Below are 26760 nucleotides of genomic sequence, written 5' to 3'. Positions count from 1 at the left end.
ACGCCCCAACATCCGCCATGCTCCGAGCCCAGCCTTCCGCCACAGCCCCATGATCGAATTCGGACACGGAACCCACGTCGGCCTGCGCCGCACGCGCAACGAGGACACCTATTACGCCGACGCTTCGCTCGGCCTGTTCCTGGTGGCCGACGGCATGGGCGGCCACCTGCACGGCGAAGTGGCGTCGGCACTAGTGCGCGACTGCGTGGTGGAACTGGTGGGTCGCGGACATGGCTTGGCCGAGGCCATCCACGGCGCCAACGAACACCTGAAGGCGCAGGCGCACGACCACGGCAACGCCTTGCCGATGGGCAGCACCATCGCGGCCTTGCGCCTGGGCGACGACGGCTACGAGGCGGCATGGGTGGGCGACAGCCGCATCTACGCCACGGGTCGCGAGCTGCGCCAGATCAGCCACGATCATTCGCTGGTGCAGGCCCTGGTCGCGGCAGGCAAGCTGGATCCGGCGCACACCGCACGCCATCCGAACCGCAACGTGCTGACGCAGGCGCTGGGCATCACCGCGGCCGCGCAATTGCACGTGGGCATGGCGCATGGCCGCCTCGCGCCGGGCATGGGCTTCCTGCTGTGCAGCGACGGGTTGACCGAGGACCTCGACGCGGCGTCGATCGCCCGCACGGTGGCGCGCACCGACCTCGCCGCGCAGGAGTGCGTGGATCAGCTGCTGCTGAACGCGCTGGATCGCGGCGGCAAGGACAACATCACCGCGATCCTGGTGCGCTCAAGCTGAGGCGGCTTCCGCAGGCGCCTCCAGCTTGCGCCACACGCTGACGCCACCTGCGCTCTTGTCCAGTGCATCGAGCCGTTGCTCGTGCATGACGGCTTCTTCGGCGGAAGCGCGCAACACGCGCGGCCGCCCGCGCAGGACCAGCGGCGCGGCGACCGCAATGGCCGCCGCCGATTCCTGCGGCTGCTCGAAGGCCAGGTCCAGCGCCACCTGGCCGGACGTCATCGCGAGATAGACGTCGGCCAGCAGTTGGGCATCGATCAGGCCGCCGTGCAGGTCGCGCCGCGAGTTGTCCACGCCCAGGCGCTTGCACAAGGCATCCAGGCTGTTGCGCTGGCCGGGATAGCGTTCGCGTGCCATCGCCAGCGTGTCGAGCACGCTGCAGCGATCGCCGATGCTGCCGAAGGCATCGCCCAGCCGCGCCAGTTCCGCATTGAGGAAGCCCACGTCGAAACTGGCGTTGTGGATGATCAGTTCGGCGCCGTCGATGAAGGCCAGGAACTCCTCCACTCTGTCGGCGAAGAGCGGCTTGTCCACGAGGAAGTCGTCGCGGATGCCGGTGACCTGGCTGGCGCCTTCGTCCATCGCGCGCTGGGGGTTGAGGTAGGTCTGCCAGTGGCGTCCGGTGAGGCGGCGCTCCAGCATTTCCACGCAGGCGATCTCCACCAGCCGGTGCCCCTGGCGTACCTCGAGGCCGGTGGTTTCCGTATCCAGCACCACCTGCCTCATGCCTGGCTCCTGCGCTGTTCCGCCTGCTCGCGAGCGGCCTGGTCCACGCGCTCGTTCTCGGCGTGGCCGTTGTGCCCCTTCACCCACTGCCAGCGCACGCGATGGTTGCCGGTGGCGGCGGAAAGACGCTCCCACAAATCCTGGTTCTTCACCGGCTTCTTGTCGGCGGTGCGCCAGCCGTTCGCGCGCCACTTCGGCAGCCATTGCTCGATGCCCTGCATCACGTAGCGCGAGTCGGTGGTGAGCAGCACGGCACAGGGGCGGGTCAAGGCCTCCAGCGCCCCGATCGCCGCCATCAGCTCCATGCGATTGTTGGTGGTATCGGCCTCGCCGCCTGCCAGCAGGCGCTCATGCCCCCTGGCGCGCAGCAGGGCCGCCCAGCCGCCGGGCCCGGGGTTGCCGAGGCAGGCGCCGTCGGTGAAGGCTTGTACTTCGTCGGTCGTCACACGGTTTTCCAGTCAGGATACGGAATGCCGCCGGGTACCCGGCGACAGGCGCGCGTTCACCGGCGCATGTGCCGGCAGCGGCCGCAGTTTCAGGGGAATGGCAATGCGTCGTTGCTTGCGCGCCAGCATCAGGTAGGCACCGCCCCAGCGGTTGTCGCCGACCAGCCTGGCACCCGGCCGCTGCGCGCCCAGCCGGCGCTGGTTCTCGATCTCCAACCCGTCGCGCTGCAATTGCCGGCGCAGCCGCCAGGGCCACTGCAGCGACTGCCGCTGCCCGCGTGCGCGCCAGCAGAACCAGGGCGCCCAGCCACCCAGCGGATGCACCGCGGTGATCGCCAGCATGCCGCCAGGCACCAATACACGGCAGGCCTCGGCCAGCAGCGCGGCCGTTTGCGGCGCGGGTTCCAGCGCATGCTGCAGCCAGACGAAATCGAAGGCTTCGTCGACGAAGGGCAACGGTTCGTCGGCATGTCCACGCAAGTCGCCGTGGTAGCCGTCGCGCGCCAGCCACAGCCGCGTCCACGTCATGCCGGGCAGCGGCGGCACCGCATCGTCGTCGGCCACGCCGATGCGCAGCGCGCGCCGCCCCGTCTCGCGTTGCAGCAAGGGTGCCATGCTGCGCCATTGCCCGCTGCGCAACCGCCGCAGGGGCGGGCTGGCCTGAATGTCGTCGTCGCGTTGAAGCGGCATGCACTCGATCCGGCGCACGGTCGTCGTTGGAATCCAGCCCGCAGTGTAGCGTTTGGAGAGACTTGCCGTGCCGCCATGCGTTGCGGACCGGGCGCACATCACTGAACGGCCGACGCCCGCGTTAACGACAAGCTAACGAGCCGGCGCGACAGGCTGTTTATAGTCGAGCGGATCGCGCATGCCGGGACGGCTGCGTCTGCACGTTCGACCAACGCAGCGGAGCATGCCGTGCATCTCGTACCGCTACCGGCACTGGCCGACAATTACATCTGGTTGCTGCACGACGACGCGGGCAACGCCATCGCCGTCGATCCCGGCGACGATGCGCCGGTGGAGCAGGCATTGGCTGCGCGCGGGCTGCGGCTGCGCGCGATCCTGCTCACGCACCACCATGCCGACCACATCGGCGGCGCGGCGGTGCTGCAACAGCGGCATGACGCGCCGGTGTACGCCCCCGAGGACGCGCGCATCGAAGTGGCCACCGCGCGCGTGCATGACGGCGAGCGCATCGTGCTGGCAGAGCCGCAATCCAGCTTCGCGGTGATCGCCGTGCCCGGCCACACGCTGAGCCATGTGGCCTACCACGGCGAAGGCGTGCTGCTGGCCGGCGACACGCTTTTCAGCATGGGCTGCGGCCGGCTGTTCGAGGGCTCGCCCGCGCAGATGCTGGCTTCACTGGATCGCCTCGCCGCCTTGCCGCCCGCGACCCTGCTCTGTTGCGGCCACGAATACACCGGCGCCAACGGCAGCTTCGCCGGCACGGTCGAACCGGACAACGCCGCATTGTCGGCACGTCGACAGGAAGTGGCCGCACTGCGCGAACAGCAGTACCCCAGCCTGCCGGTGGCCATGGCCAGCGAACTGGCGACCAACCCCTTCCTGCGCATCGACGAGCCGGCCGTGATCGCCTGGTGCGCACGGCAGGCCGGCCAGGCCGCGGACCGCACGGCGCGCTTCGCCACCGTCCGCACCGCCAAGGACGGGTTCCGCGCATGAGCGAACACCTTCACCCCAGGCGGCTGTTGCCGCTGTTCGTCTCGGCCCTGCTTACCGCCTGCACCACCGTGCCGGCACCGCGTCCTGCGACAACGACCTCGCATCCCGTGCAACCGGTGGCCGCGGTTGCGCCTGCCGCAGTGGCATCTTCCCCTGCAGAGGCCGCGTCGGCGCCAACGGACGACAGCAACGTCTGGGACCGGCTGCGCGGCAGCTTCCAGATGGCCGATTGCGACGGCGATCCCGCAGTGCTGTCCTGGGCGCAGCGCTACACGCGCGACCCGCAGCATTTCGAGCAACAGGTGCAGGATGCATTGCCCAAGCTGATCTATGTGGAACAGGTGGCCAGCGAGCACGGCGTGGCCGGGGAGTTCGCCTTCCTGCCGTGGATCGAAAGCGGCTACCGGCCGATTCCCGGCCGCAGCGGCCGCCCCGCCGGCATGTGGCAGATCATGCCGGCTACCGCGGCCGCGATGGGCCTTCGCGTGAATGGCCGCTACGACGGCCGCCTCGACGTGCAATCCACCGCCGACGCGGTGATGAAGCTGCTGAGCCGCTACTACGACGAATTCCACGATTGGCGCGTCGCCGACTACGCGTACAACGCGGGCGAGTACAAGGCGCGCCAGTTGGTGCAGGGCCACGGCCTGCCGCCGGCGACGCCGGTGATCCCGCACTGGCCGGTGCACAACGTCACTCGCGAACACCTCACCAAGTTGCTGGCCATGGCCTGCGTGGTGCGCCAACCCGAACGCTTCAACGTCAGCCTGCCCGTGCTGGCGCCCAGCCAGCACCTCGTCAAGGTGCAGCTGCCGCATTCGATGCCGCTGGCACGCGCCGCCGACAAGGCCGGCATGCCACTGGGCACGCTGAAGGAACTCAACGCCGCCTTCCGCAACGACATCGCGGATACCAGCGTGGCCTCCTACCTGATGATGCCGGCGAGCCACGCCCAGCAGTTCAACGATGCGCTGCTCGACCCGGCCATGGCCGGCGAAACCACCGACGGTGGCTTCGCGGACCACGCGGCCGCCAACGAGGCCGACCCGCTTCCATCGCCCGATGTGGCGAAGCCGGAACGGGCCACGCACTCACTTACCCATCGGGTCGCGCAGGGTGAAACCCTGTGGCAGCTGGCGCACCGCTACTCGATAAGCGTGGGCGACCTGCAGCGCTTGAACCACCTGCAGGGGCAAGCCATCCATCCCGGCCAGTTGCTCAAGATCAGCTCGTCGCAATAGCGGCCGATGTCTTGGCGGATGCGGATGCGAAGAAGGCGGCCAATGGGCCGCCTTCTTCGCATGGACAGGCTCTTACATCCGATCCTTGGCGATCTTGATCTCGGTACCCGCGCGCAGCGCCTTGATCAACTCCTCGGTCGCCACGGCACCGTAAGCCTGGATCATCTGCTGGCGCAGTGCATTGCGCTGGTCGGGCGTGACCTTGGAGAGGTCCGCGCCCTGCACCTTGTCCACGGCCAGCAGTGCGTAGCTGCCGTCCTGCATGTCCACCGCTGCGTACTGCGGCTTGCCATCCGCCGGGTGCGGCAGCAGGAAGGCCTGGTCGCGCAACACCGCGGGCACGTCGGGCTGGATACGCACCACGTCGGCCACGCTCTTCACGCTGGCGCCGTCGGAGGCGGCCACGGCCGCCAGCGTCTCGCCCTTGCGCAGGCGCGCCAGCAACGCGTCGGCCTGCTGCTTCGCGGCGGTGGTGATGCGCTGGTCGAGGATGGTCTTGCCGATCGCGTCGTGCACTTCGGCCAGCGGTTTGGCTGCGGCGGCCACGTGCTGCGCCACGCGGATCACCACCGCGTCGTCGTTGCCCAGCTCGATCAGGCTGGAGTTGTTGCCCTGCGCCAGCACGTCATTGCCGAAGGCCGCCTTGATGACCTTGGGATCCGCGGTGATGCCCTCGCCGCCCTGGCGCGGGAACAGCGGCGTGGTCTTGATCGGCAGGCCGAGCGCCTGGGCGGCCGGGTCCAGCGAGGACGGGTTCTGATAGGTGTTGTCCGACAGCTTGCCGGCCACCTCGTTGTACTTGCGGTCCTTCTCGCCGCTGGTCGCCTCGGCCAGCAACTGGTCGCGCACTTCGGCGAAGGATTTGGCATCGCCGCTGCGGATGTCGCGCAGCCAGAGGATGTCGTAGCCGTCGGGGGTCAGCACCGGCTTGGAGATCTCGCCCTTCGTCAGCGCGAACATCGCGGTGTCGAAGGCGGCGTTGGTCACGCCCTTCTGCAGCCAGCCCAGGTCACCGCCCTGGCGCTTCGAGCCGAGGTCGTCCGAATCCTGCGCGGCGACCTTGGCGAAGTTGTCCGGCGTGAGCCCGGCGACGATCTTGTCGACCTTGGCCAGCGCGGCCTTCTGCTGGTCGGGCGTGGCGTTGGCGGGCACGTTGACGAGGATGTGCGACACCTCGCGCTGCTCGGGCTGCACGAAGCGCTGCTTTTCACTCTCGTAGCGCTTCATCAGGTCGGCATCGCTGGGCGGCGCGTCCGGCTTGAGCTCGCTGCCCTTCACCTCGATGTATTGCAGCGACACCTGCTCGGGATTCATGTAATCCGCGAGATGCGCCTTGTAGTAATCCGCGATCTGCACATCGGTGACGCTGGCATCGGCGGGCTGCGGCTTGGGCAGCACGGCGTAGCTGATGTCGCGGCGCTGCATGCGCAAGTCGAGGTAGTGGTCCATCTCCTCGTCGGTGACAATGGTGCTGGCGTTGACGGCGTTCGGCAGCGCCTGCGTGGCCAGCGAAGCGCGCACGTCGTCCTGGAACATGTCCGGCGTCTTGCGCTGCTCGGCAAGCAGGGTGCGGTAGGTGTTGGGGTCGAACTGGCCGTTGACCTGGAACGCCGGGATGCCGGCGATGTAATCGCGTATGGCCTGGTCCGGCACGCGCACGCCCCAGTCCTCGTTCGCCTTCAACAGCAGCTGCTGGTCGATCATGCCGTCCAGCACCCTCTGCTTCATCTCCGGCTTCTCGAACGCGTCCGCGTCGAAGCTGTCGCCCTGCTCCGCGCTCATCTGCTGGCGCAGCTGGTTCATGCGGGCCTGGAAGTCCTGCTGGCTGATCTCGTGCTTGCCCACCTTCGCCACGTAGGTGTCGGCGCGGGACATGATGTAGCCCTCGATGCCGAAGAACGACATCGCGAAGGTGGCCAGGCCGAGGAGGACGGCGGCGGGCCATCCGTGCATCTTGTTGCGAATTGCCTGCAGCATTGCCTACCTTCCTGCGAGTGTTGTGCGGCGCACCCGGCGCGCGTTGCCTGGACCATTCATCGCTACGGCTTCCCCGTCGATGCCGTCAAACGACAAGGGCGCCGCTGGGGCGCCCTTGCGAACCGTGGCGGAGCGGACGGGACTCGAACCCGCGACCTCCGGCGTGACAGGCCAGCATTCTAACCGACTGAACTACCGCTCCACAGTTTTCTGGTGGGTGCTGTAGGGATCGAACCTACGACCATCGCCTTGTAAGGGCGGTGCTCTACCGCTGAGCTAAGCACCCGAAACCGAGCGTGAGCCGCTCAGTTTAGGGCGTCCTTGAGCGTCTTGCCAGCCTTGAAGGCGGGAACCTTCGAAGCCTTGATCTTGATCGTCTCGTTGGTGCGCGGGTTGCGACCGGTGCGGGCGGCGCGCTTGCGCACGGTGAAGGTACCGAAGCCCACCACCGACACGTCCTCGCCCTTCTTCAGCGACTTCTGCACGACTTCGACGAACGCGTCGAACGCACGGCCGGCGTCGGCCTTGGTCAGTTCGGCCTTGTCGGCGATGGCATTGATCAGATCGGTTTTATTCATTGAAAACTCCCTAGTGCGTTTTGCGGCAGGCGCGCGCCCTGGCATGGGTGTGCGCAACCGCCATGGATGGTTGGTAGCCGCTGGGCGTCGTAACGCAACCCCGCATCGCGGACGCATGCAGCAGGCGCCGGGACTGCGGTCCCACCTTTATACCAGCGCGTCGCCAAACACCGCAATACAAGCTGCCGCAAGGTTTCCGGGCCATACATGCAGACGGCTGGAACTTTGACCTTGCACGAAACACCTGCGGCACTTGCGGATTTTCCGGAGGCGTGAACGGACAAGGCGCCGCGGGTCGTTTCGCGACCCGCGGCGCCTTGCCTGCATGCCGTTTCAGTGCGGGCGGATGTGCGACTCCGCCTCCTCGGCGTCCGGCTTTTCCTCGTGCGCGGCGTGCGCTTCCGGCTTCGCCTCGCTGGGCTGCAGCGGACGCTCCAGCGCGATGTCCAGCACCTCGTCGATCCAGCGCACCGGGTGGATCTCCAGCGAGGAGGTGACGTTGGCCGGCATGTCGGCCAGATCCTTCTTGTTGTCCTCCGGGATGATCACCGTGGTGATGCCGCCGCGATGCGCCGCCAGCAGCTTCTCCTTGAGGCCGCCGATGGGCAGCACGCGGCCACGCAGGGTGATCTCGCCGGTCATCGCCACTTCCGAACGCACCGGCACCTTGGTCAGCGCGGACACCAGCGCGGTGCACATGCCGATGCCGGCGCTGGGGCCGTCCTTCGGCGTGGCGCCCTCGGGCACGTGCACGTGGATGTCGAATTTCTTGTGGAACTCGGGATCGATGCCCAGCCGCTCGACGCGTGCGCGCACCACCGACAACGCGGCCTGGATGGACTCCTTCATCACGTCGCCGAGCTGGCCGGTATGCACCAGTTGGCCCTTGCCCGGCACCACCGATGCCTCGATGCTGAGCAGTTCGCCGCCCACCTGGGTCCAGGCCAGACCGGTGACCAGGCCCACCTCGTTCTGCAGCTCCTTGCGGCCGAAGTCGAAGCGGCGCACGCCGAGGTAGTGGTCGAGGTTGGCCGAATCCACGGCCACCGCCGCCACGGCCTTCGCCTTGCCCTTCGCGTTGCCCTTGCCCGCCTTGGCCGCGGCCGGCTTCGGCTTGCCCTTGGCCTTGCGCACCTCGCCCAGCGTGAGCTCCTTCACCACCTTGCGGCAGATCTTGGACACCTCGCGCTCGAGGCTGCGCACGCCGGACTCGCGCGTGTAGTAGCGCACGATGTCACGTATGGCCTCCTCGGCCACGCTCAGTTCCTCGGGCTTCAGGCCATTCGCCTTCAGCTGCTTCGGCAGCAGGTACTTCTGCGCGATGTTGAGCTTCTCGTCCTCGGTGTAGCCCGGGATGCGGATCACTTCCATGCGGTCGAGCAGCGGGCCGGGGATGTTCAGCGAGTTCGCGGTGGCGATCCACATCACCTCGGAAAGGTCGAGGTCAACCTCGAGGTAATGGTCGTTGAAGGCGTGGTTCTGCTCGGGATCGAGCACTTCCAGCAAGGCCGAAGACGGGTCGCCACGGAAATCCATCGACATCTTGTCGATCTCGTCCAGCACGAACAGCGGGTTCTTGCTGCCGGTCTTGTTCAGGTTCTGCACGATGCGGCCCGGCATCGAGCCGATGTAGGTGCGCCGGTGGCCGCGGATCTCGGCCTCGTCGCGCACGCCGCCCAGCGACATGCGGACGAACTTGCGATTGGTGGCCTTGGCGATGGACTGGCCCAGCGAGGTCTTGCCCACGCCGGGCGGGCCGACCAGGCACAGGATCGGCCCCTTCATCGTCGACACGCGATGCTGCACGGCGAGGTATTCGAGGATGCGCTCTTTGACCTTCTCCAGGCCGAAGTGGTCGGCATCCAGCACCTCCTGCGCCAGCGCCAGGTCCTTGCGCACCTTGCTGCGCTTCTTCCACGGCACGCCGATCAGCCAGTCCAGGTAGTTGCGCACCACCGTGGCCTCGGCCGACATCGGCGACATCTGGCGCAGCTTGCCGAATTCCTGGCGCGCCTTGGCCAGCACCGGCTTGGGCATGCCGGCGTTCTCGATTTTCTTCTGCAGTTCCTCGATCTCGTTCGGGCCGTCCTCGCCCTCGCCCAGCTCCTTCTGGATCGCCTTCATCTGCTCGTTGAGGTAGTACTCGCGCTGGCTCTTCTCCATCTGCGACTTCACGCGGCCGCGGATGCGCTTCTCCACCTGCTGCAAGTCCATCTCGCCATCGACCAGGCCGATCAACAGCTCAAGCCGCTCGCCCACATCGGCGGTTTCCAGCACCTTCTGCTTGTCGGCCATGCGCACGGACAGGTGCGCGGCGATCGAGTCGGCCACGCGCGAGGGATCCTCGATGCCGGACAGGCTGGCAAGGACTTCCGGCGGCAGCTTGCGGCTCTGCTTCACCAGCTGTTCGAACAGCGAGACCAGCGTACGCGACACCACGTCCAGCTCGCGCTCCTTGCTGCCGTAGACCGGCTCGATCACGCGAGACCCCGCCACCAGCATGCCGCCGTCCTCACGGCAGTCTTCGATGGATACGCGCGACTGGCCCTCGACCAGCACCTTCACCGTGCCATCGGGCAGTTTCAGCAATTGCAGCACGCCAGCCAGCGTGCCGATCGGATGCAGGTCGTCCACCGCGGGATCGTCGATGTCCGGACTCTTCTGCGCCACCAGCAGGATCTTCCGCTCGCCTTCCATCGCACGTTCCAGCGCACGCATGGATTTGTCGCGTCCCACGAACAACGGGATGACCATGTGCGGATAAACCACCACGTCGCGCAGCGGCAGCACGGGCAGCGCATCGAGCATGGCGGGCTTGGGGGCGTTCTTGGCCATTGAGGGGTTTCTCGCGTGAATCCAATGGGACGGACCGACACTGCGCCGGGCCGCATGACACGTCAAGTGGAGGCTGGGCAGGGATTACTCAAGCGCCGCAGGCCCGGCTGGCGTCCTCGTCCCGAAGGTCAAGCGGACAGCCATTCGTAGCTGCAAACACAAAGTCCCCTGCGAACGTCCTGTCCGCAAAATCAAATGGGCAGCCGGCCATGGCTGCACTCTTCGACGTTCAAAGCAAAACGGCTCCGGCGCGGACGCCGGAGCCGTTTGCGCAACCTGCGGCAATCCAATCAGGCGGCGTCGCCGCCCTCGCCTGCCGCACGCTGCTGCAGGTTGCCGCGGTAGATCAGGTAGGGCTCGGCCTGACCTTCGATCACCGCGTCGTCCACCACCACCTTGCTGACGTGCTCCAGCGAAGGCAGCTCGTACATGGTGTCGAGCAGCACCTGTTCGAGAATGGTGCGCAGGCCACGGGCACCGGTCTTGCGCTTGAGCGCCTTCTTGGCGATCGCCTGCAGCGCCTCGGGGCGGAACTCCAGTTCCACGTCCTCCATCTCGAACAGTTTCTTGAACTGCTTGGTGACGGCGTTTTTCGGCTCGGTGAGGATCTTCACCAGCGCCGGCTCGTCCAGCTCCTCCAGCGTGGCGATCACCGGCAGGCGGCCGACGAACTCGGGGATCAGGCCGAACCGCACCAGGTCGGCCGGCTCCACGTCGGCCAGCATCTTGCCGAGGTTCTGCGTGCGCTCCTTGCTGCGCACCTCGGCACCGAAGCCGATGCCGGTGGTCTCCGAGCGCTGCTGTATCACCTTCTCCAGCCCCGCGAACGCGCCGCCGCAGATGAACAGGATGTTCTTGGTGTCCACCTGCAGGAATTCCTGCTGCGGATGCTTGCGCCCGCCCTGCGGCGGCACCGAGGCCAGGGTGCCCTCGATCAGCTTCAGCAGTGCCTGCTGCACGCCCTCGCCCGACACGTCGCGGGTGATCGAGGGGTTTTCGCTCTTGCGCGAGATCTTGTCGATCTCGTCGATGTAGACGATGCCCGACTGCGCCTTCTCGACGTCGTAGTCGCACTTCTGCAGCAGCTTCTGGATGATGTTCTCGACGTCCTCGCCCACGTAGCCCGCTTCGGTCAGCGTGGTGGCATCGGCGATGGTGAACGGCACGTTGAGCAGGCGCGCCAGCGTCTCGGCCAGCAAGGTCTTGCCCGAGCCGGTGGGACCGATCAGCAGGATGTTGGACTTGCCCAACTCGACGTCGTCGCCCTTCTGGCGCGACTCCATGCGCTTGTAGTGGTTGTACACCGCCACCGCCAGCGCCTTCTTGGCGCGCGCCTGGCCTACCACGTACTGGTCCAGCGACTCGCGGATTTCCTTGGGCTTGGGCAACTGGGTGCGGCCGGAAGCAGCTTTCTCTTCCAGTTCCTCGCGGATGATGTCGTTGCACAGCTCGACGCATTCGTCGCAGATGAACACGGACGGGCCCGCGATCAGCTTGCGCACCTCATGCTGGCTCTTGCCGCAGAAGGAGCAATAGAGAATCTTGCCGCTGTCGCCGGAACGCCCCTGTCGGTCGTCGCTCATACTTTCGATCCCGCTGGTGAAACTGTGGGTTATTCAGGTTGCGGCCCGAGAATAGCACAGGGCCCCGCACCGGCTGGCGGACGCGGAACCCCATGGGCACAACAAATCATTGATGAGTACGGCCATGGATGGCCGCCCGTTTGATCTTCGCGATCAAGGACGATCGCAAGGCCAAGATCAGGCCGACTTGACCGTCTCGACGGCGCGGCGGTCCAGCACCGAATCGATCAGCCCGTACTCGCGGGCCGCCTCGGCGCTCATGAAGTTGTCGCGCTCCATGTCCCGCTCGATCTTCTCCAGCGGCTGGCCGGTGTGCTGCACGTAGATGTCGTTCAGGCGGCGACGCAGGTACAGGATTTCCTGCGCCTGGATCTCGATGTCGGTGGCCTGGCCGCGGGCGCCGCCCGACGGCTGGTGGATCATCACGCGCGAGTTCGGCAACGAGAAACGCTTGCCCTTGGCGCCGGCCATCAGCAGCAACGATGCGGCGCTGCAGGCCTGGCCGATGCACATGGTGCTGACGTCGGGCTTGATGTACTGCATGGTGTCGTAGATCGCCAGACCCGCGGTGACCGCACCACCCGGGCTGTTGATGTACAGGTGGATGTCCTTGTCCGGGTTCTCCGATTCGAGGAACAGCATCTGCGCGACCAGCAGGTTCGCCACCTGGTCGTTCACTTCGCCGACCAGGAAGATCACGCGCTCCTTCAGCAGGCGCGAATAGATGTCGTAGGAGCGCTCGCCGCGGGCGGTCTGCTCGACGACCATCGGCACCAAGTTGAGGTTCTGGATCGGTTCCATGGTCTGTGCGCTCTCTGTTGGATGTGCCTGGAGTATGCCATCGGGCCCGGCCTGCGCCGTGCCCGATGGATGGACGCCTGTATCAGGTGCCCGCGGGGCGCATCACTTCGTCGAAGCTCAGGTCCTGCACGGTGGTGTTGGCGTGCTCCGCCACCCACTCGGCCACCTGGTCTTCCATCACGCGGTTCTGCAGCCCTGACATCAGTTGGGGGTCGCCGTTGTAGAGTTCAATGACCTTTTCGGGCTCCTCGTAGGTCGAGGCAATCGCGGCGAGCTGTTCCGCCACGCGCGTGCGGTCGATCTTCAGCTCCTGCTTGCGGGCGATCTCGCCCATCAGCAGGCCCGCGATCACGCGCTTGCGCGCCATCGGCAACGCGGCCTCGATCAACTGCGGCGGCGGCTGCTGGCCGCGCGGCACGCTGCCCGCGGCCATCGCACGCGCCTCGGACTGCACCAGCATGTTCGGCACGTCCAGCGAGGCATGCGTGCCGGACAGCTTCTCGGCCACTTCGGACTTCAGGCGGCCCATCAGCGCGGCCTTCAGCTCGCGCTCGAGGTTCGCGCGGACTTCCTTGCGGAAGTGCTCCAGGTCGCCATCGGCGATGCCGAACAGCTTGGCGAACTCGGCGTCGATCTCCGGCAGCCTGGCCTCCTGCACCTTGACGACCTTGAAGCTCACCTTGGCGGTCTTGCCAGCCAGGCTCTCGTTGCGGAAATCCGCCGGGAACTCGATCTCGGCCTCATAGCTGTCGTCGGCCTTGCGACCTGTCAGCGCCGAGTCCAGCGCCTTGAACAGGTTGCCCGAGCCCAGCACGCTGCCCGCACGCTCCAGACCTTCGGCCGGGAAGCGGTAGTCTCCGGCCTGCGCGGCGTACTCGAACATCACGAAATCGCCTTCGGCCGAGGCGCGGTCGACCAGCTCGAAGCTGCGGCGCTGCTGACGCAGCGTCTCCAGCATCTTCTCGACGTCGGCGTCGCTCACCGTGGCCAGCGGGCGCTTGACCTCCAGTGCGGAGACGTCGATCAGCGGGAACTCCGGCATCACCTCGAAGGTGGCGGTGTAGGCGATCTCGCCGTTCTCCGGCTTGCCGGTGGTGTCGATGGCGGGATTCGCGACCGGCTGCAGCCTCTCCTGCGTCACCGCCTCGCGCAGCGTGCTGCCGATCAGGTCGGACAGCACTTCGCCACGCACCTGCTCGCCGAAACGCTGCTTGATGACGGCCACCGGCACCTTGCCGGGGCGAAAACCCTTCAGGCGCACCGTGCGACCCAGCTCCGCGATGCGCGCACTCACCTGCGTCTCGTAGCGCTCGGCGGGAAACTTCACCGTGAGCTTGCGCTCGAGCGTGCCGATGCTTTCAACCGAAACCTGCATGTCGTCTCCTGAAACCTGATTGTTGTGACGCCCGACGGGGCGCCATGGCGGCAACCGTAAGCTGCGCCGGGAAATCATCGCGATTGGTGCGAAAGGCGGGACTCGAACCCGCACGGGGGTTACCCGCCAGAACCTAAATCTGGTGCGTCTACCAGTTCCGCCACTTTCGCTTGTCGTGCCCGGCTTTCAAGGCGGAAACACACCTGCCCAGCCAGCGCCTAAGTCGATGATTACCCTGCGCTAAAGCGGTTCATTGTACGGGCGCGCCAAGCTGCAGCACAAGCTCGTTGCGCACGTCGGTCTTGCTGCTTCCGCAAAGCGAAACGCCGACCACGAGGATCGGCGTTTCGGTGTTGGTGGGCCGTGTAAGATTCGAACTTACGACCAATTGATTAAGAGTCAACTGCTCTACCAACTGAGCTAACGGCCCTGAAACCTGAATTTTGGGGTGAACGATGGGACTCGAACCCACGACGACCGGAATCACAATCCGGGACTCTACCAGCTGAGCTACGTCCACCATGGAACCATTTAGTGGTGCGCCCGACAGGACTCGAACCTGCAACCGTCGGCTTAGAAGGCCGATGCTCTATCCGGTTGAGCTACAGGCGCGGACGCCGTTTGCAGAACAGGCAGTGGTCGGGGCAGAGGGATTCGAACCCCCGACTTTTGCGTCCCAAACGCAACGCTCTACCAGACTGAGCTATACCCCGAACGAGCCCGCGACAGCCTTCATCAACGGAGCCTTGCAATACTACGGTTGACCCTACAGTCCGTCAAACCGCGAGCATCGCCCAGGACACCATGCCCACCATTCCGCAGCACAGGCCACCGGCCTCTTCCGCGGATGCATGACGAAGCGCGGATGCTTCGCCCTGCAGTACAAAATGGCGCGCCCGGAGAGATTCGAACTCCCGACCACCTAGTTCGTAGCCAGGTACTCTATCCAACTGAGCTACGGGCGCGCACTGAACCTGTCGTTCCGTTGGCCGGTTTCCCGAACCGCCGAAGCGAGGAGCGGAATTATTCAGGGTCACGCATCGAAGGTCAACACTTTTCGTGAAATTTTTTCACGCATGTTGCCGATGCCCCATCCTCGCCGCGTTTCCTCTCGCGACGATGCATGTCGGGCTAGAGATTTTCTTGCCGCAGCCCGGACAAAGAAGGGAGTGGCCGGAGCCACTCCCTTCGCCTGGAACGTCAATCACCGTTTGGACGTCTGGACGGCCAATCACCGATCAAGGCCGGAACGGCTCTGCGTCGCCGGGTCGCCCACCTTGCCCAGCGTGGAATCACCGCTCTTGGGTGGCGGAGGCGGCGGCGTGGAGCCACCACCGGCATTGCGGTTCCAGTCGGCAGGCGGCCCCGGCTGGCGACCAGCCATGATGTCGTCGATCTGGTGCGCGTCGATGGTTTCGTACTGCAGCAGCGCCTCGGCCATCGCGTGCAGCTTGTCGATGTTGTCGGTCAGCAGTTGCGTGCTGCGCGCATAGGCGCGATCGAGGATGCCCCGCACCACCCCGTCGATCTTGCTGGCGGTTTCGTTGGAGATGCTCTTGTGCTGGGTCACCGAACGGCCGAGGAACACCTCGTCCTCGTCCTCGCCGTAGGTGATCGGGCCAAGCTCGTCGGACAGGCCCCACTTGGTGGCCATGTTGCGCGCCATCTTGGTGGCGCGCTCGATGTCGTTGGAGGCGCCGGTGGTGACCTTGTCCGTGCCGAAGATCAGCTCCTCGGCCACGCGGCCGCCGTACAACGAGCACAGTTGCGACTCGATCGCCACCCGGTTCATGCTGTAACGGTCGCCCTCCGGCAGGTACATGGTCACGCCCAGCGCGCGGCCGCGCGGGATGATGGTGACCTTGTAGACCGGGTCGTGCTCGGGCACGAGGCGACCGACGATGGCGTGGCCCGCCTCGTGGTAGGCGGTGAGCTTCTTCTCGTCCTCGCTCATCGCCATCGAGCGGCGCTCGGTGCCCATCAGGATCTTGTCGCGCGCCTTGTCGAGGTGGCTCATGCGCACTTCGCGCGCATTCTCGCGCGCGGCGAACAGCGCCGCCTCGTTGACCAGGTTGGCGAGGTCGGCGCCGGAGAAGCCCGGCGTGCCGCGCGCGATGGTCATCGCGTCGACGTCGGCCGCCACCGGCACCTTGCGCAGGTGCACCTTGAGGATCTGCTCGCGGCCCTTCACGTCGGGCAGGCCGACCACCACCTGGCGGTCGAAGCGGCCCGGGCGCAGCAGCGCCGGATCGAGCACGTCGGGACGGTTGGTGGCGGCGATCACGATGATGCCTTCGCTGCCCTCGAAACCATCCATCTCCACCAGCAACTGGTTGAGCGTCTGCTCGCGCTCGTCGTGCCCGCCGCCCAGGCCGGCGCCGCGATGGCGGCCGACCGCATCGATCTCGTCGATGAAGATGATGCAGGGCGCATGCTTCTTGGCCTGCTCGAACATGTCGCGCACGCGGCTGGCGCCCACGCCCACGAACATTTCGACGAAGTCGGAACCGGAAATCGAGAAGAACGGCACCTTGGCCTCGCCCGCGATGGCCTTGGCCAGCAGGGTCTTGCCGGTGCCGGGCGGGCCGACCATCAGCACGCCGCGCGGGATCTTGCCGCCCAGCTTCTGGAACTTGGACGGGTCGCGCAGGAACTCGACCAGTTCGCCGACCTCCTCCTTGGCCTCGTCGCAACCGGCCACGTCGCTGAAATTGACCTTGACCTGGTCCTCGCCCTGCAGCTTGGCGCGCGAACGGCCGAAGCTCATCGCACCACGGCCGCCGCCGCCGGACTGCATCTGGCGCATGAACCAGATGAACACGCCCACGATCAGCAGCACCGGCAGCCAGCTCACCAGCAGGCCGATCAGCGAGAAGCTCTCGGCCGGGTCCTGGCGCACTTCCACGCCCTTGTCCTGCATCTGCTTCACCACCGCATTGGTGGAGAAACCCAGTATCGGGGCCACGGTACGGTAGCTGGAGCCATCCTTCAGCTTGCCGCTGATGGTGGCCGGCTGGTCGGCGCTGATGACGGCGTTCGACACGTTGCCGTTGGTCACGCTCTGCACGAAGCTGCTGTAGGCCATGTTGGACGACCCGCCACCGTGCGGGTTGAAGCTCTGGAACACGGTGAACAACACCACCGCGATGATCACCCAGAGCAACACTTGTTTCGCTGTTTCGTTCATGCGCGGTTCTCGCCCGGTTGCGCCGCGACGGCCTTGCGGCCGGTCGCCAGCGCGTACACCTCGCGCGAACGCGCGCGCGAGGCCTTTGGTTTACGCATCGTCACGCGCGAGAAGTCCGCGCGCAAGCTGCGCAGGTAATCGTCGAAGCCCGCGCCCTGGAACAACTTGATCAGGAACGCGCCTCCCGGTTTCAGCCACTGCCGGGAGAAATCCAGCGCCAGTTCGGCCAGCGCCATCGCCCGGATCTGGTCGGCCATGGCCACGCCACTCATATTGGGGGCCATGTCGGACAGTACAAGATCCAGCTTCTGCCCTTCCAGCCGCGCCTCCAGCTCCTGCACCACGCTTTCCTCGCGGAAGTCGCCCTGCAGGAAATCCACGCCGGCGATGCCCTGCATCGGCAGGATGTCCAGCGCGAACACCTTGCCATTGTCGCCCAGCCGCTGCCGCACCAGTTGCGACCAGCCGCCCGGCGCGGCACCCAGGTCCACCACGGCCATGCCCGGCTTGAGCAGGCGGTCGCGGTCGACCAGCTCTTCCAGCTTGTAGACGGCACGCGAGCGCACGCCGTCGGCCTGCGCCTTCTTCACGTAGACGTCGTTGAAATGTTCGCGCAGCCAGCCGGCGCTGCTCTTGCTGCGGCTCATGGGACGACACATCGCTACAGGGGAATGGTTGCGCATGATACCCTTTGCCGCTCACTCCCCGCGAATCGAAGCCGCCGCATGGCCCTCTCTCCCTCGCAGATCCGTTACCTGCGCAGCCTCTCCCACGGCCTGAACCCGGTCATCCTGCTTGGCAACAAGGGCGCCAGCGAAGCCGTGGTCAAGGAACTGGGCTCGGCGCTGGAGATCCACGAACTGGTCAAGGTGAAGCTCTCCGGCGGCGACAAGGAGGAGCGCCAGGCGCAGCTCGACACCCTGCTGTCCGGCACCGGCGCCGAAGCGGTGCAGCAGATCGGCCATGTCGCCGTGCTGTTCCGCCGCAATGCGGACGAACCGAAGATCGCCTTGCCGCGCTGATGGATCTCTCGCTCGACCGGCCCGAGGGTTACCTGTTCGTGCGCCGCGTCGGCGCGAACGGCATCACCCTGATCGACCGCGAGCTGACCGACAGCTTCCTGCTTGCGCCCGACCGCGCGGTCGAACACTGGCCGGTGCACGAAGCCGGCACCCTCGGTGCCGAACACGTGGAAGCCGTGCTCGCCCTGCAACCGGAACTGGTGCTGCTGGGCACCGGCGCACGCCAGGCGTTTCCTCCCGCCGCGTTCATGGCCGGCTTCCTGCGCAAGGGCATCGGCGTGGAGGCGATGGACAACGCCGCCGCCGCGCGTACCTACAACCTGCTGGCCGGCGAAGGGCGACGCGTGGTCGCCGCCTTCATTCTCCAGCGGTCATCCTGAGCGCGAAGACCAAACGGGCGGCCATCCATGGCCGCACTATTCACGGGAACGAAGGAAGCTACTTCGCCGGCAGGTAGCTCAGCGGGTCGACCGGATTGCCGTCCTTGCGGATCTGGAAACCCAGTTCCACGCGCGACGCGCCGCTGGAACCCATCTGGGCGATCACCTGGCCGGCGCTGACGTGCTGGCCTTCCGTCACCAGGCGCTTGCTGTTGTGCCCGTAGGCCGAGAGCAGGCTGTCGTTGTGCTTGATGATCACCAATTCGCCGTAGCCGACCAGGCCGTTGCCGCTGTACACCACCACGCCGTCGGCGGCCGCGCGCACCGGATCGCCGGCATTGCCGGCGATCTCGACGCCGGGCACCGCGTCACCGGGCGTGAAGCGCTTGATGACCTGGCCGTCGGCTGGCCAGCGCCAGGTCACGCCGCCCGCCGAATTGGAATGGCCGCTCGCCAGCACGGGTGTCGGTGCCGGTGGCGGTGGCGCGGCGGGCTTGGGCTCTCCCGCCACCGGCACCACGGTGCTCGCGGTGGCTGGCGCCGTATTCGGCACCGGGGTTGCCGGCGCAGTGGATGCGTGCGCCGTTGCGGCGGCCGCACCCGCCGTGGCAACAACCACGGGCGCAACGTGATTGCCGGATTGCGTCGATGCGGCCGGTGGCTGGGCCGGCGCCTGCACGTTCTCGAATACCGGCGCGGACGATGCGGCCGGTGCAGCGGAAACCGGAGGCGGGGCCGGCCTGGCGATCGTCGCCGCTTGGGCAGCCGGTGCGCCACCGCTCGGCGGCGACAGGCGCAGCTGTTGCCCCGGCCAGATCGTGTAAGGCAAGGCGATGCCGTTCCACTTCGCCAGGTCGCGGTAGTCCACGCCGTTGCGGAAGGCGATCGAGTACATGGTGTCGCCCTTCACCACCACGTAATGGCCGCCGGGGATGGGCGTGTGCGCCACGGCAGCCGCTGGCGCCACGGGCGCGCCGTAGTCCTGCCGGCCCTGGGCCGGCTCCACCACCACGGTGCTGCAGGCGGACAACAGCAGCGATGCGGCAACGAGCAGCGAAGGGAAAAGGTATCGGTTCATGCGCGCCAGCATAGCGAGGCCTCCCTGTATTTTCATGCGCAGGGCGTGGTGCGCTCAATGCCGCCAGAGCCACCACGCCAGCAACAGGCCCAGCAGCACCAGCACGGCCCAGCCGATCCATTCGATGTATTTGTGCAGCAGGTGTTCGGCACGCTCGCCGAACAGCCTGATCAGCAGCGCCAGCAGCCATACGCGCTTGCCGCGCCCCAGCGCCACGCAACCGAGGAAGGGCAGCACCGGCACGCCCACGATGCCCGAGGCCCAGGTCACGAACTTCATCGGCACCACCGGCTGCAGCGCCGCGAGGATCAGCACGCCGAACAGCCCCCAGCGGTGTTGCGCCATCTGCGTGCGCAGGCCCTGCACGCCCTGCTCGATGGGCGCCAGCAGATGCAGCGCACCCAGCAGCGGTTTCAGCGCCTCGAACGCCCAATGCCCCAGCATGTAGCCGACCAGTGCGCCGAGCAGCGAGAAAGCCAGGCTGATGTTCGCGTAGAAGAACGCCTTGTGCCGCTTGCCCAGCATCATCGGCGCCAGCATCACCTCCGGCATGACCGGGAAGATGAAGGCTTCGACGAAACTGAGCGCACACAGGTAACGGACGGCGTGGGGATGGCGCGCCCACGTCAAGGCGCGGGCGTAGAGCTTGCCGAACAAACGCATCAGCCGATGCCTCCAAGCAATGGCACGAAGCTGACCGCACCGAGCTCCTCCTGCACGAAATCGCCCTGCCCGTCGCCGCGCAGGCGGATCAGCACCTGGTTGCTGGGCGAGCCCACGGGCGCCACCAGCACGCCGTTGGGGCTGAGCTGCTCGAGGATGCGGCTGGGGATGCTGTCGCCCGCGGCGGTGAGGATGACCGCGTCGAACGGCGCTTCGTCGGCCCAGCCCAGCTTGCCGTCGTCGTGGCGCGAGCGGATGTTGGTGAGGCCGAGCTGGCGGAAGCGACGACGCGCCTGGCGCAGCAGCTCCTCGATGCGCTCCACCGTGTAGACCTGCTCCACCAGCGCCGCCAGCACCACCGCCTGGTAGCCGGATCCGGTGCCGATCTCCAGCACGCGGCGGGGTTTTTCCTTGCGCTCGTCGAAATGCTCGAGCAGCGCTTCGGTCATCCGCGCCACCACCCAGGGTTGCGAGATGGTCTGGCCGTGGCCGATCGGCAGGGCGGTGTTCTCGTAGGCGCGCGAATGCAGCGCCTGGTCGATGAAATGGTGGCGCGGCAGGTTGCGGATCACGTCGATCACCCGCGCATCGCGGACGCCGCTCTCCTTGAGTTGCGCGGCCAGCCGGTCGCGCGCGCGCTGCGAGGTCATGCCCTCGCCTTTCAGTGCCCCTGGCGGCAGCGTGTGCATGTTCATCGCTCAGGCCGCCTTGTGGCCGGGTGCGGCCATGTCGTTGCCCAGCGACTGCACCCAACTGCTCACCTTCTCCAGCGCCTGGTAGCGGGTGAGGTCGACGTGGATGGGCGTGACCGAGACATAGCCGCGGCGCACCGCATCGAAGTCCGTGCCAGGGCCGGCGTCGTCCACCTCGCCCGCCGGACCGATCCACCAGATCGGACGGCCGCGTGGATCGGTCTGCGCGATGCACGGCGCCGCGCGGTGGCGGCGTCCCAGCCGGGTGACCTCGAAGCCGTGGATCTCCGGCCACGGCCGGTCCGGCACGTTGACGTTGAGGATGGTGTCGGCCGGCAGCGGATCGACCAGCAGGCGGCGCATCAGCAGCAGCACCGCGTTCGCGGCCGCGTCGTAATTCACGCCGTCATGGTCGCGGCTGACCAGCGACACCGCGATGGCCGGCAGGCCGAGGAAGCGCCCTTCCATCGCCGCCGACACGGTGCCGGAATAGATCACGTCATCGCCGAGGTTGGCCGAGTTGTTGATGCCCGACACCACGATGTCGGGCTCGTGATCGAGCAGGCCGGACAGCGCCAGGTGCACGCAATCGGTGGGCGTCCCCGCCACGCGGTAGCGGCCATCCTCCATGCGCAGCACGCGCAGCGGCGCGTCCAGGGTCAGCGAATTGCTGGCGCCGGAACGGTCGCGGTCGGGTGCCACCACCGTCACCTCGCCCACTTCGCGCAAACGCGCGGCAAGCACGTGGATGCCCTGCGCATCCACGCCATCGTCGTTGCTGACAAGAACTCGCATGCTGACCCGTGTCGTGTCCACCGCAGCGCACCGCCGAAACGAGGTGCGCACCCTGCAATCGCCCGAGTTTACCGGAGCGAACCCGGGGTTTCACGGATCGACGGGCACGCCTTGCACGCCAATGGGCGCTTGCTAGCATCGGGACATGAAACGCCGCCCGCCAACCGCGATCAGCGAAGACGATGCCCGCCTGTTCCGCGAGGCCATCGGCGCGGTTCGCCCTGTCGATGCGCCAGCCGCACCGCCATCGGCGCCCAGGCCCGCGCCGCAGCCGCGCATGTTCGAAGCCGACGAGGCCGCCGTGCCGGGGGAGTTGCTGGAGATGGCCTTCGACCCGGCCGTGCTCGAGGTGGGCGAGGAGCTGGGCTACCTGCGCGACGGCTATCCGCCGAAACTGCTGCGCCAGTTGAAGCGCGGCCAGTACAGCGTGCAGGACGAGATCGACCTGCACCAGATGAACGCCGCCGCCGCGCAAGCCGCCATCGCCGCCTTCCTCGCCGAGGCGAAGCTGCAAGGCCTGCATTGCGTGCGCATCATCCACGGCAAGGGACTGCGCTCGAAAGCCGCCGGGCCGGTGCTGAAGACGCTCACCGACCGCCTGCTGCGACGGCGCGACGACGTGGTCGCGTTTGCCTCGGCCCGGCCGGCGCAGGGCGGCACCGGGGCGGTGGTCGTGCTGCTGAGGTAGGCGCATCCTGTGCGCGATGGCTCTTGCTCCGATCAGGCATCAGAGCCATCGCGCACAGGGTGCTCCTACAGGGTCGCCGCTATTTCGCGTGCCACCACTGTCGCGTACGCGCCTGCCGGCAACTCGAAGGACAACTCCAGGGCATCGTCCGCGAGCCAGCGCCAGCGCAAGTCCTTCGGCAGCAGGCGCAGCGGGCGGCGCTCCTGATCCATGCGCGCGGCGGCAATGCCTTGCGCGAGGTCCTCGTGCGCTGCAGCGACTCCGCGCTCCAATTCGCCAGCCGCGCCCGCAGCTGGCGGTTCGCCCTGACCCCACAGCGGACCGGAGGGATGGATGTCGCCGCGTGCCAGGCGTTCGGCCAGCACGTCATCGTACGGCTCCGGCCCGAACCACGAGCGCGAGCCGGCCAGCGACCAGATCTCGCCTTCCAGCGGCGTATCCCACGCGCCGCGCTCGACGCGGGTCGCGAGCACGCTGTTGAAGATCTGCGAACGGGCGGCGGAGAGCAGGAAGCCGCGCTTGTCGCGATCCACCCGGCGCCCGGCGAACATCGCCCGCGCCTGCTCCAGGTTGCCGCCCTCGCGGCCGAAGCGCTGCTCGCCGAAATAGTTGGGCACGCCGCGCGCCGCGATGGCCGCCAGCACCTGTCCGGCGCGTTCGCGATCGCCTTGCGCCTCGCGCAGCACCAGCACGAAGCGGTTGCCGCGCAGCGCGCCGCGCTTGAGCTTGCGGCCGTGGCGGGTGGCGGCCAGCACCTTCACGTTCTCGTGCGGGAAGGCCGACCAGTCGGGATCGGGCTTGCCGGCAAGTTGCACGGTGAAGGCCTGGCGGGTGACCGCGTGGCGGTCCTTCAGGCCCGCGAAGCCGACGGCCAGCGGCGGCACGCCGGCGAATCTCGCCAGTTCCTTCGCCAGCCAGTCGGTGTTGGCGCCGCGCTTCTCGACCCACAACAGGGCGTGTTCGCCGCTGCCGTCGGCGTCGTAGCCCAGGATTTCCTCGACGACGAAGTCCTCGGGGCTGCTGCGCAGGCGGGCCGTCAGTGGAGGCATTGGGCCGTGGGCGAAAGGAAGTTCTTGGGCTGTCATGTGCCTGGGGATTCATTCCCTCTCCCCGTGGGGAAAGGGTTGGGGTGAGAAGTGGGCGCCAGCGGCGACCTTACGCTTCCGCGCCACGCCACGTCAGGGAATTGCGGATCTGGTCTGGAACCCGGGTTCGAGTGCCTGGGCTTCAATGCCTTTCAAGCAGCACGCTGGCTTGTGCGGCGATGCCTTCGCCGCGGCCGGTGAAGCCGAGTTTTTCGGTGGTGGTGGCCTTGACGCTGACCTGGTCGAGCCTGCAGCCGAGGTCGGCGGCAAGGTTCTCGCGCATGGCCTGCGCGTGCGGGCCGACCTTGGGCGATTCGCAGATCACGGTGACGTCGGCGTTGCCGAGGGCGTAGCCGTGTTGCGCGATCAACGCCGCGGCATGGCGCAGGAACTGGCGGCTGTCGGCGTCGCGCCAGCGTTCGTCGGAGGGCGGGAAGTGCTTGCCGATGTCGCCCAGCGCCAATGCGCCGAAGATTGCGTCGCACAGCGCATGGATCACCACGTCGCCGTCGGAGTGCGCGACCAGGCCGCGCGCGTGAGGGATGCGCACGCCACCCAGGGTGACGTGGTCGCCCTCGCCGAAGGCGTGCACGTCGAAGCCGTTGCCGATGCGCATGCTCATGCCGTCCTCGCCAGCAGGAATTCGGCGAGCGCGAGGTCCGCCGCCGTGGTGACCTTGATGTTGTCCTCGGCACCTTCGACCAGCAGCGGCCGGAAGCCGGCCAGTTCCATCGCCATCGCCTCGTCGCTGACCGCACGGCCGTCCTTCGATACGGCGCGCAGCGCGGCGGCGAGTTCGCCGCGGCGGAACATCTGCGGCGTGAACGCGCGCCAGCGCTGGTCGCGCGGTTCGGTGGCAAGGCTGCGGCCGCCTTCGCCGGCACGCTTGAGCGTGTCGCGCAACGGTGCACCGAGCAGGCCGCCACCTGCATCGGAAGCACGCTCGATCAGCTGCGTGATGTCGTTCGCGCGCACGCAGGGACGTGCGGCGTCATGCACCAGCACGAAGTCGGCAGCGTCCACTGCGGAAGGCAAGGCATCGAGGCCCGCCAGCACCGAATCGCTGCGCTCGGCGCCACCGACGGCGACGTGCACCGGCTTGCCTTGCAGTGTCCCGATGCCGGGCCAGAATTCGTCCCCCGCGCCGAGCACCACCAGCAGGCCGGCGATGCGCGGGTGCGCCGCCAGCCGCTCCAGCGTATGCGCGATCAGCGGCTTGCCGGCCAGCGGCAGGTATTGCTTGGGACGATCCTTCCCCATGCGCGTGCCGCGACCGGCGGCCGGCACCACGCACCACAGCGCCCTGCTCATTTGACAACGCCGCCCACGACGGCACCGGCGGGCCGCGCCGGCGGCGGCAAGGGCAAGGTGGTGCTCGCGCCCGCCGGCTGGTTGTCCACCTGGTAGAACACCTCGCCGGGCTTGATCAGGCCCAGCCCGGTGCGCGCACGCGCCTCGATGGCCTGGTTGCCGTTCTTCAGGTCGGCCACGTCGGCAGCCAGCGCCTGGTTGCGCTGCTGCAGGCGGCCGTTCTCGTCGGCCTGCTTCTTGATGGCCACGCGCAGCGCATCCACCTCGTGCACGCCGCCATGCGCGGACCACAGCTTCATCTGCAGTCCGATCAGCAGCAGAACCAGGACGAGGGCGACCCAACGCAGCATGGACGATGCGCGCTTCCGTCAGCCCGGCAGGTGGGCCAGGTTCGGGAAGGCGTTGCGGCCGGCATAGACCGCCGCCGCGCCCAGCGCTTCCTCGATGCGCAGCAGCTGGTTGTACTTGGCCACGCGGTCGGTGCGGCACAGCGAGCCGGTCTTGATCTGGGTCGCGGTGGTCGCCACGGCGATGTCGGAGATCGTGGTGTCCTCTGTCTCGCCCGAGCGGTGCGACACGATCGCCGCGTATTTGGCGGCATCCGCCATGGCGATGGCTTCCAGCGTCTCGGACAGCGTGCCGATCTGGTTGACCTTGATCAGGATGGCGTTGGCGATGCCCTTGTCGATGCCTTCCTTGAAGATCGCCGGGTTGGTGACGAACAGGTCGTCGCCCACCACCTGGACGTTCTTGCCGATGGCATCGGTGAGCAGCTTCCAGCCGGCCCAGTCGCCCTCGGCCATGCCGTCCTCGATGGTGACGATCGGGTACTGCCTGGCCCAACTGGCCAGCACGTCCACCCACTGCTCGGGGGCGTACACCTTGCCCTCGCCTTCCAGGTCGTACTTGCCGTCCTTGAAGAACTCGGAGCTGGCCGCGTCGAGGCCGAGCAGGATCTCGCTGCCGACCTTGTAACCGGTCTTGTTCACGGCTTCGAGAATGGTGTCCAGCGCCTCGATGTTGGAACGCAGGTCCGGCGCGAAGCCGCCTTCGTCGCCCACCGCGGTGTTCAGGCCCTTGCCCTTCAGCACCGACTTCAATGCGTGGAAGATTTCCGCGCCGGCGCGCAGCGCCTCGGCGAAGCTGGACACGCCCACCGGCAGCACCATGAACTCCTGCACGTCGACGTTGTTGTCGGCATGTGCGCCGCCGTTGATGATGTTCATCATCGGCACCGGCAGCGCGCCGGGCTTGCCGGTGGTGCCGTTGATTTCCGCGAGGTACTGCCACAGCGGCTGCCTGCGCTGCGCCGCCACCGCATGCGCGGCGGCCATCGACACGCCGAGCAGCGCATTGGCGCCGAGCTTGCCCTTGTTCGGCGTGCCGTCGAGGTTGATCAGCCTGGCGTCCAGGCCGCCCTGGTTGGCCGCGTCGAACCCCTTCAGCTCGCTGGCGATGGAGTTGTTGACGTTGGCCACCGCGTTCTTCACGCCCTTGCCGCCGTAACGCGCCTTGTCGCCGTCGCGCAGTTCCACCGCCTCGCGCGTGCCGGTGCTGGCGCCGCTGGGCACCGCGGCGCGACCGAATCCGCCGCCCGCCAGGGTGACTTCGGCCTCCAGCGTGGGATTGCCACGCGAGTCCAGGATTTCACGGGCGTGGATGCGGGTGATCTGTGTCGTCATGTCGGTTCCAGTGCGGGGAAATGTTCAATGAATTCGTGTTGCCGCTTCATTGTAGGAGCAACTGTCTTCACTCCGCCATCGGCGTTCTCCATTCAGCGCGGTCACGCGCCATGGCGTTGAGGCGGGTGAGGAGGACGCGCATACAGGCGGTGATGGCGACCTTGGCGCACTTGCCGCG

General features: G+C 67.2%; 26 protein-coding genes and 8 tRNA genes. 6 read left to right on the top strand and 28 right to left on the bottom strand.

The annotated features are described in order from the left end of the window. Positions 1–49: 49 nt before the first annotated feature. Positions 50–751 carry a protein phosphatase 2C domain-containing protein gene (locus tag IHE47_RS11915; protein ID WP_192106118.1) on the top strand — a complete coding sequence of 234 codons (702 nt, stop codon included), beginning with the start codon at positions 50–52 and terminating at the stop codon, positions 749–751. On the opposite strand, the gene dnaQ is transcribed toward IHE47_RS11915, so the two are convergent. From dnaQ to IHE47_RS11900, 3 genes are read right to left on the bottom strand one after another with little or no spacing between them, the layout of a single operon-like run. Continuing rightward, positions 743–1477: a DNA polymerase III subunit epsilon gene (gene dnaQ, locus IHE47_RS11910; protein WP_192106117.1), complete on the bottom strand. Its 735-nt coding sequence runs from the start codon at positions 1475–1477 to the stop codon at positions 743–745. The genes IHE47_RS11915 and dnaQ overlap by 9 nt on opposite strands. Continuing rightward, positions 1474–1923, bottom strand: coding sequence for a ribonuclease HI (rnhA, locus tag IHE47_RS11905; protein ID WP_192106116.1), 450 nt, complete (start codon positions 1921–1923; stop codon positions 1474–1476). The genes dnaQ and rnhA overlap by 4 nt, the downstream gene beginning before the upstream one ends. A 12-nt stretch (positions 1924–1935) precedes the next feature. Further along, the gene (locus IHE47_RS11900; protein ID WP_192106115.1) at positions 1936–2613 is read right to left on the bottom strand and encodes a methyltransferase domain-containing protein; all 678 of its coding nucleotides are present in this window, start codon (positions 2611–2613) and stop codon (positions 1936–1938) included. Between the two features lie 228 nt (positions 2614–2841). Here IHE47_RS11900 and gloB point away from each other — a divergent pair, with 228 nt between their 5' ends. Further along, entirely contained in the window at positions 2842–3609 is a 768-nt protein-coding gene (gene gloB / locus IHE47_RS11895) for a hydroxyacylglutathione hydrolase (RefSeq protein ID WP_192106114.1), read from the top strand. After that, positions 3606–4850 (top strand): LysM peptidoglycan-binding domain-containing protein, encoded by a 1245-nt coding sequence (locus tag IHE47_RS11890; protein WP_343227474.1) that lies wholly within the window; start codon positions 3606–3608, stop codon positions 4848–4850. The genes gloB and IHE47_RS11890 overlap by 4 nt, the downstream gene beginning before the upstream one ends. A gap of 72 nt (positions 4851–4922) precedes the next feature. Here the strand turns inward: IHE47_RS11890 and IHE47_RS11885 are convergent, their stop codons facing one another. The 16 genes from IHE47_RS11885 to rlmE form a co-directional block, all read right to left on the bottom strand. Beyond that, the gene (locus tag IHE47_RS11885) at positions 4923–6827 is read right to left on the bottom strand and encodes a SurA N-terminal domain-containing protein (protein WP_192106113.1); all 1905 of its coding nucleotides are present in this window, start codon (positions 6825–6827) and stop codon (positions 4923–4925) included. 125 nt (positions 6828–6952) lie between these two features. Further along, positions 6953–7029, bottom strand: a tRNA-Asp gene (locus IHE47_RS11880). Positions 7030–7038: 9 nt separating this feature from the next. Continuing rightward, positions 7039–7113: transfer RNA gene (locus tag IHE47_RS11875), tRNA-Val, on the bottom strand. Positions 7114–7132: 19 nt separating this feature from the next. Continuing rightward, entirely contained in the window at positions 7133–7405 is a 273-nt protein-coding gene (locus IHE47_RS11870; RefSeq protein WP_192106112.1) for an HU family DNA-binding protein, read from the bottom strand. A 333-nt stretch (positions 7406–7738) separates the two neighbouring features. Beyond that, positions 7739–10240 carry an endopeptidase La gene (gene lon / locus IHE47_RS11865; protein WP_192106111.1) on the bottom strand — a complete coding sequence of 834 codons (2502 nt, stop codon included), beginning with the start codon at positions 10238–10240 and terminating at the stop codon, positions 7739–7741. A 290-nt stretch (positions 10241–10530) separates the two neighbouring features. Continuing rightward, a complete protein-coding gene (gene clpX, locus IHE47_RS11860; RefSeq protein WP_192106110.1) occupies positions 10531–11823 on the bottom strand; it encodes an ATP-dependent Clp protease ATP-binding subunit ClpX in 1293 nt (430 codons plus the stop codon). A gap of 177 nt (positions 11824–12000) precedes the next feature. Next, on the bottom strand, positions 12001–12624 hold the full coding sequence (clpP, locus tag IHE47_RS11855) for an ATP-dependent Clp endopeptidase proteolytic subunit ClpP (RefSeq protein WP_192106109.1): 624 nt from the start codon (positions 12622–12624) through the stop codon (positions 12001–12003). Positions 12625–12706: 82 nt separating this feature from the next. Next, the gene (tig, locus tag IHE47_RS11850; protein WP_192106108.1) at positions 12707–13999 is read right to left on the bottom strand and encodes a trigger factor; all 1293 of its coding nucleotides are present in this window, start codon (positions 13997–13999) and stop codon (positions 12707–12709) included. Between the two features lie 84 nt (positions 14000–14083). Further along, a tRNA-Leu gene (locus IHE47_RS11845) sits at positions 14084–14169 on the bottom strand. A gap of 184 nt (positions 14170–14353) precedes the next feature. Continuing rightward, a tRNA-Lys gene (locus IHE47_RS11840) sits at positions 14354–14429 on the bottom strand. Positions 14430–14443: 14 nt separating this feature from the next. Next, positions 14444–14519 (bottom strand) — tRNA-His (locus IHE47_RS11835). A gap of 15 nt (positions 14520–14534) precedes the next feature. Beyond that, a tRNA-Arg gene (locus tag IHE47_RS11830) sits at positions 14535–14611 on the bottom strand. A gap of 24 nt (positions 14612–14635) precedes the next feature. After that, positions 14636–14712, bottom strand: a tRNA-Pro gene (locus tag IHE47_RS11825). Positions 14713–14887: 175 nt separating this feature from the next. Beyond that, a tRNA-Arg gene (locus tag IHE47_RS11820) sits at positions 14888–14964 on the bottom strand. Between the two features lie 266 nt (positions 14965–15230). Beyond that, positions 15231–17186 carry an ATP-dependent zinc metalloprotease FtsH gene (gene ftsH, locus IHE47_RS11815; RefSeq protein WP_192106107.1) on the bottom strand — a complete coding sequence of 652 codons (1956 nt, stop codon included), beginning with the start codon at positions 17184–17186 and terminating at the stop codon, positions 15231–15233. Continuing rightward, the gene (gene rlmE, locus IHE47_RS11810) at positions 17183–17833 is read right to left on the bottom strand and encodes a 23S rRNA (uridine(2552)-2'-O)-methyltransferase RlmE (RefSeq protein WP_192106106.1); all 651 of its coding nucleotides are present in this window, start codon (positions 17831–17833) and stop codon (positions 17183–17185) included. Before rlmE ends, ftsH begins: the two co-directional genes overlap by 4 nt. Before the next feature lie 78 nt (positions 17834–17911). Here rlmE and yhbY point away from each other — a divergent pair, with 78 nt between their 5' ends. Then, the gene (gene yhbY, locus IHE47_RS11805; RefSeq protein ID WP_192106105.1) at positions 17912–18208 is read left to right on the top strand and encodes a ribosome assembly RNA-binding protein YhbY; all 297 of its coding nucleotides are present in this window, start codon (positions 17912–17914) and stop codon (positions 18206–18208) included. Beyond that, positions 18208–18588, top strand: a complete 381-nt coding sequence (locus tag IHE47_RS11800) for an Mth938-like domain-containing protein (protein ID WP_192106104.1) — start codon at positions 18208–18210, stop codon at positions 18586–18588. The genes yhbY and IHE47_RS11800 overlap by 1 nt, the downstream gene beginning before the upstream one ends. A gap of 58 nt (positions 18589–18646) precedes the next feature. On the opposite strand, the gene IHE47_RS11795 is transcribed toward IHE47_RS11800, so the two are convergent. The 4 genes from IHE47_RS11795 to surE are packed head-to-tail and all read right to left on the bottom strand — an operon-like array spanning position 18647 to position 21816. Continuing rightward, complete coding sequence (locus IHE47_RS11795; RefSeq protein WP_225561839.1) at positions 18647–19666, bottom strand: peptidoglycan DD-metalloendopeptidase family protein; 1020 nt, start codon at positions 19664–19666, stop codon at positions 18647–18649. A 54-nt stretch (positions 19667–19720) separates the two neighbouring features. Further along, positions 19721–20329, bottom strand: coding sequence for a DedA family protein (locus IHE47_RS11790; protein ID WP_192106103.1), 609 nt, complete (start codon positions 20327–20329; stop codon positions 19721–19723). Further along, positions 20329–21024 carry a protein-L-isoaspartate(D-aspartate) O-methyltransferase gene (locus tag IHE47_RS11785; protein ID WP_192106102.1) on the bottom strand — a complete coding sequence of 232 codons (696 nt, stop codon included), beginning with the start codon at positions 21022–21024 and terminating at the stop codon, positions 20329–20331. The genes IHE47_RS11790 and IHE47_RS11785 overlap by 1 nt, the downstream gene beginning before the upstream one ends. Positions 21025–21027: 3 nt before the next feature. Beyond that, the gene (gene surE / locus IHE47_RS11780) at positions 21028–21816 is read right to left on the bottom strand and encodes a 5'/3'-nucleotidase SurE (RefSeq protein WP_192106101.1); all 789 of its coding nucleotides are present in this window, start codon (positions 21814–21816) and stop codon (positions 21028–21030) included. Positions 21817–21961: 145 nt separating this feature from the next. Between surE and IHE47_RS11775 the strand changes: the two genes are divergently transcribed. Next, on the top strand, positions 21962–22504 hold the full coding sequence (locus tag IHE47_RS11775; RefSeq protein ID WP_192106100.1) for a Smr/MutS family protein: 543 nt from the start codon (positions 21962–21964) through the stop codon (positions 22502–22504). A 65-nt stretch (positions 22505–22569) separates the two neighbouring features. Here IHE47_RS11775 and truD read toward each other — a convergent pair whose 3' ends face one another. The 5 genes from truD to eno all read right to left on the bottom strand — a co-directional run bounded on the left by truD (position 22570) and on the right by eno (position 26582). After that, complete coding sequence (gene truD / locus IHE47_RS11770; protein WP_192106099.1) at positions 22570–23589, bottom strand: tRNA pseudouridine(13) synthase TruD; 1020 nt, start codon at positions 23587–23589, stop codon at positions 22570–22572. Between the two features lie 142 nt (positions 23590–23731). Then, positions 23732–24205 (bottom strand): 2-C-methyl-D-erythritol 2,4-cyclodiphosphate synthase, encoded by a 474-nt coding sequence (gene ispF, locus IHE47_RS11765; protein WP_192107142.1) that lies wholly within the window; start codon positions 24203–24205, stop codon positions 23732–23734. A 2-nt stretch (positions 24206–24207) separates the two neighbouring features. Beyond that, positions 24208–24900, bottom strand: a complete 693-nt coding sequence (gene ispD / locus IHE47_RS11760) for a 2-C-methyl-D-erythritol 4-phosphate cytidylyltransferase (RefSeq protein WP_192106098.1) — start codon at positions 24898–24900, stop codon at positions 24208–24210. Further along, on the bottom strand, positions 24897–25250 hold the full coding sequence (ftsB, locus tag IHE47_RS11755; protein WP_192106097.1) for a cell division protein FtsB: 354 nt from the start codon (positions 25248–25250) through the stop codon (positions 24897–24899). The genes ispD and ftsB overlap by 4 nt, the downstream gene beginning before the upstream one ends. Before the next feature lie 18 nt (positions 25251–25268). Beyond that, positions 25269–26582, bottom strand: coding sequence for a phosphopyruvate hydratase (gene eno / locus IHE47_RS11750; protein ID WP_192106096.1), 1314 nt, complete (start codon positions 26580–26582; stop codon positions 25269–25271). Between the last annotated feature and the right edge of the window lie 178 nt (positions 26583–26760).

The sequence above is a fragment of the Rhodanobacter sp. DHB23 genome, assembly GCF_014842975.1.
Lineage (GTDB): Bacteria > Pseudomonadota > Gammaproteobacteria > Xanthomonadales > Rhodanobacteraceae > Rhodanobacter_A.
Note: the sequence above shows the minus strand (reverse complement) of the source record. Positions and strands in the feature narration are given on the sequence as shown.

What these genes read in the sequence shown, in the direction of transcription:
- clpP (WP_192106109.1), bottom strand. Translation starts at nt 12,624, where the DNA reads ATGGAACCGATCCAGAACCTCAACTTGGTGCCGATGGTCGTCGAGCAG.
- ftsH (WP_192106107.1), bottom strand. Translation starts at nt 17,186, where the DNA reads ATGAACGAAACAGCGAAACAAGTGTTGCTCTGGGTGATCATCGCGGTG.
- eno (WP_192106096.1), bottom strand. Translation starts at nt 26,582, where the DNA reads ATGACGACACAGATCACCCGCATCCACGCCCGTGAAATCCTGGACTCG.
- IHE47_RS11915 (WP_192106118.1), top strand. Translation starts at nt 50, where the DNA reads ATGATCGAATTCGGACACGGAACCCACGTCGGCCTGCGCCGCACGCGC.
- ispD (WP_192106098.1), bottom strand. Translation starts at nt 24,900, where the DNA reads ATGAGCAGGGCGCTGTGGTGCGTGGTGCCGGCCGCCGGTCGCGGCACG.
- rlmE (WP_192106106.1), bottom strand. Translation starts at nt 17,833, where the DNA reads ATGAGCCGCAGCAAGAGCAGCGCCGGCTGGCTGCGCGAACATTTCAAC.
- IHE47_RS11885 (WP_192106113.1), bottom strand. Translation starts at nt 6,827, where the DNA reads ATGCTGCAGGCAATTCGCAACAAGATGCACGGATGGCCCGCCGCCGTC.
- IHE47_RS11790 (WP_192106103.1), bottom strand. Translation starts at nt 20,329, where the DNA reads ATGCGTTTGTTCGGCAAGCTCTACGCCCGCGCCTTGACGTGGGCGCGC.
- IHE47_RS11870 (WP_192106112.1), bottom strand. Translation starts at nt 7,405, where the DNA reads ATGAATAAAACCGATCTGATCAATGCCATCGCCGACAAGGCCGAACTG.
- IHE47_RS11785 (WP_192106102.1), bottom strand. Translation starts at nt 21,024, where the DNA reads ATGAACATGCACACGCTGCCGCCAGGGGCACTGAAAGGCGAGGGCATG.
- tig (WP_192106108.1), bottom strand. Translation starts at nt 13,999, where the DNA reads ATGCAGGTTTCGGTTGAAAGCATCGGCACGCTCGAGCGCAAGCTCACG.
- IHE47_RS11795 (WP_225561839.1), bottom strand. Translation starts at nt 19,666, where the DNA reads ATGAACCGATACCTTTTCCCTTCGCTGCTCGTTGCCGCATCGCTGCTG.
- IHE47_RS11775 (WP_192106100.1), top strand. Translation starts at nt 21,962, where the DNA reads ATGAAACGCCGCCCGCCAACCGCGATCAGCGAAGACGATGCCCGCCTG.
- IHE47_RS11900 (WP_192106115.1), bottom strand. Translation starts at nt 2,613, where the DNA reads ATGCCGCTTCAACGCGACGACGACATTCAGGCCAGCCCGCCCCTGCGG.
- ispF (WP_192107142.1), bottom strand. Translation starts at nt 24,205, where the DNA reads ATGCGCATCGGCAACGGCTTCGACGTGCACGCCTTCGGCGAGGGCGAC.
- truD (WP_192106099.1), bottom strand. Translation starts at nt 23,589, where the DNA reads ATGACAGCCCAAGAACTTCCTTTCGCCCACGGCCCAATGCCTCCACTG.
- dnaQ (WP_192106117.1), bottom strand. Translation starts at nt 1,477, where the DNA reads ATGAGGCAGGTGGTGCTGGATACGGAAACCACCGGCCTCGAGGTACGC.
- surE (WP_192106101.1), bottom strand. Translation starts at nt 21,816, where the DNA reads ATGCGAGTTCTTGTCAGCAACGACGATGGCGTGGATGCGCAGGGCATC.
- IHE47_RS11890 (WP_343227474.1), top strand. Translation starts at nt 3,606, where the DNA reads ATGAGCGAACACCTTCACCCCAGGCGGCTGTTGCCGCTGTTCGTCTCG.
- yhbY (WP_192106105.1), top strand. Translation starts at nt 17,912, where the DNA reads ATGGCCCTCTCTCCCTCGCAGATCCGTTACCTGCGCAGCCTCTCCCAC.
- clpX (WP_192106110.1), bottom strand. Translation starts at nt 11,823, where the DNA reads ATGAGCGACGACCGACAGGGGCGTTCCGGCGACAGCGGCAAGATTCTC.
- ftsB (WP_192106097.1), bottom strand. Translation starts at nt 25,250, where the DNA reads ATGCTGCGTTGGGTCGCCCTCGTCCTGGTTCTGCTGCTGATCGGACTG.
- IHE47_RS11800 (WP_192106104.1), top strand. Translation starts at nt 18,208, where the DNA reads ATGGATCTCTCGCTCGACCGGCCCGAGGGTTACCTGTTCGTGCGCCGC.
- lon (WP_192106111.1), bottom strand. Translation starts at nt 10,240, where the DNA reads ATGGCCAAGAACGCCCCCAAGCCCGCCATGCTCGATGCGCTGCCCGTG.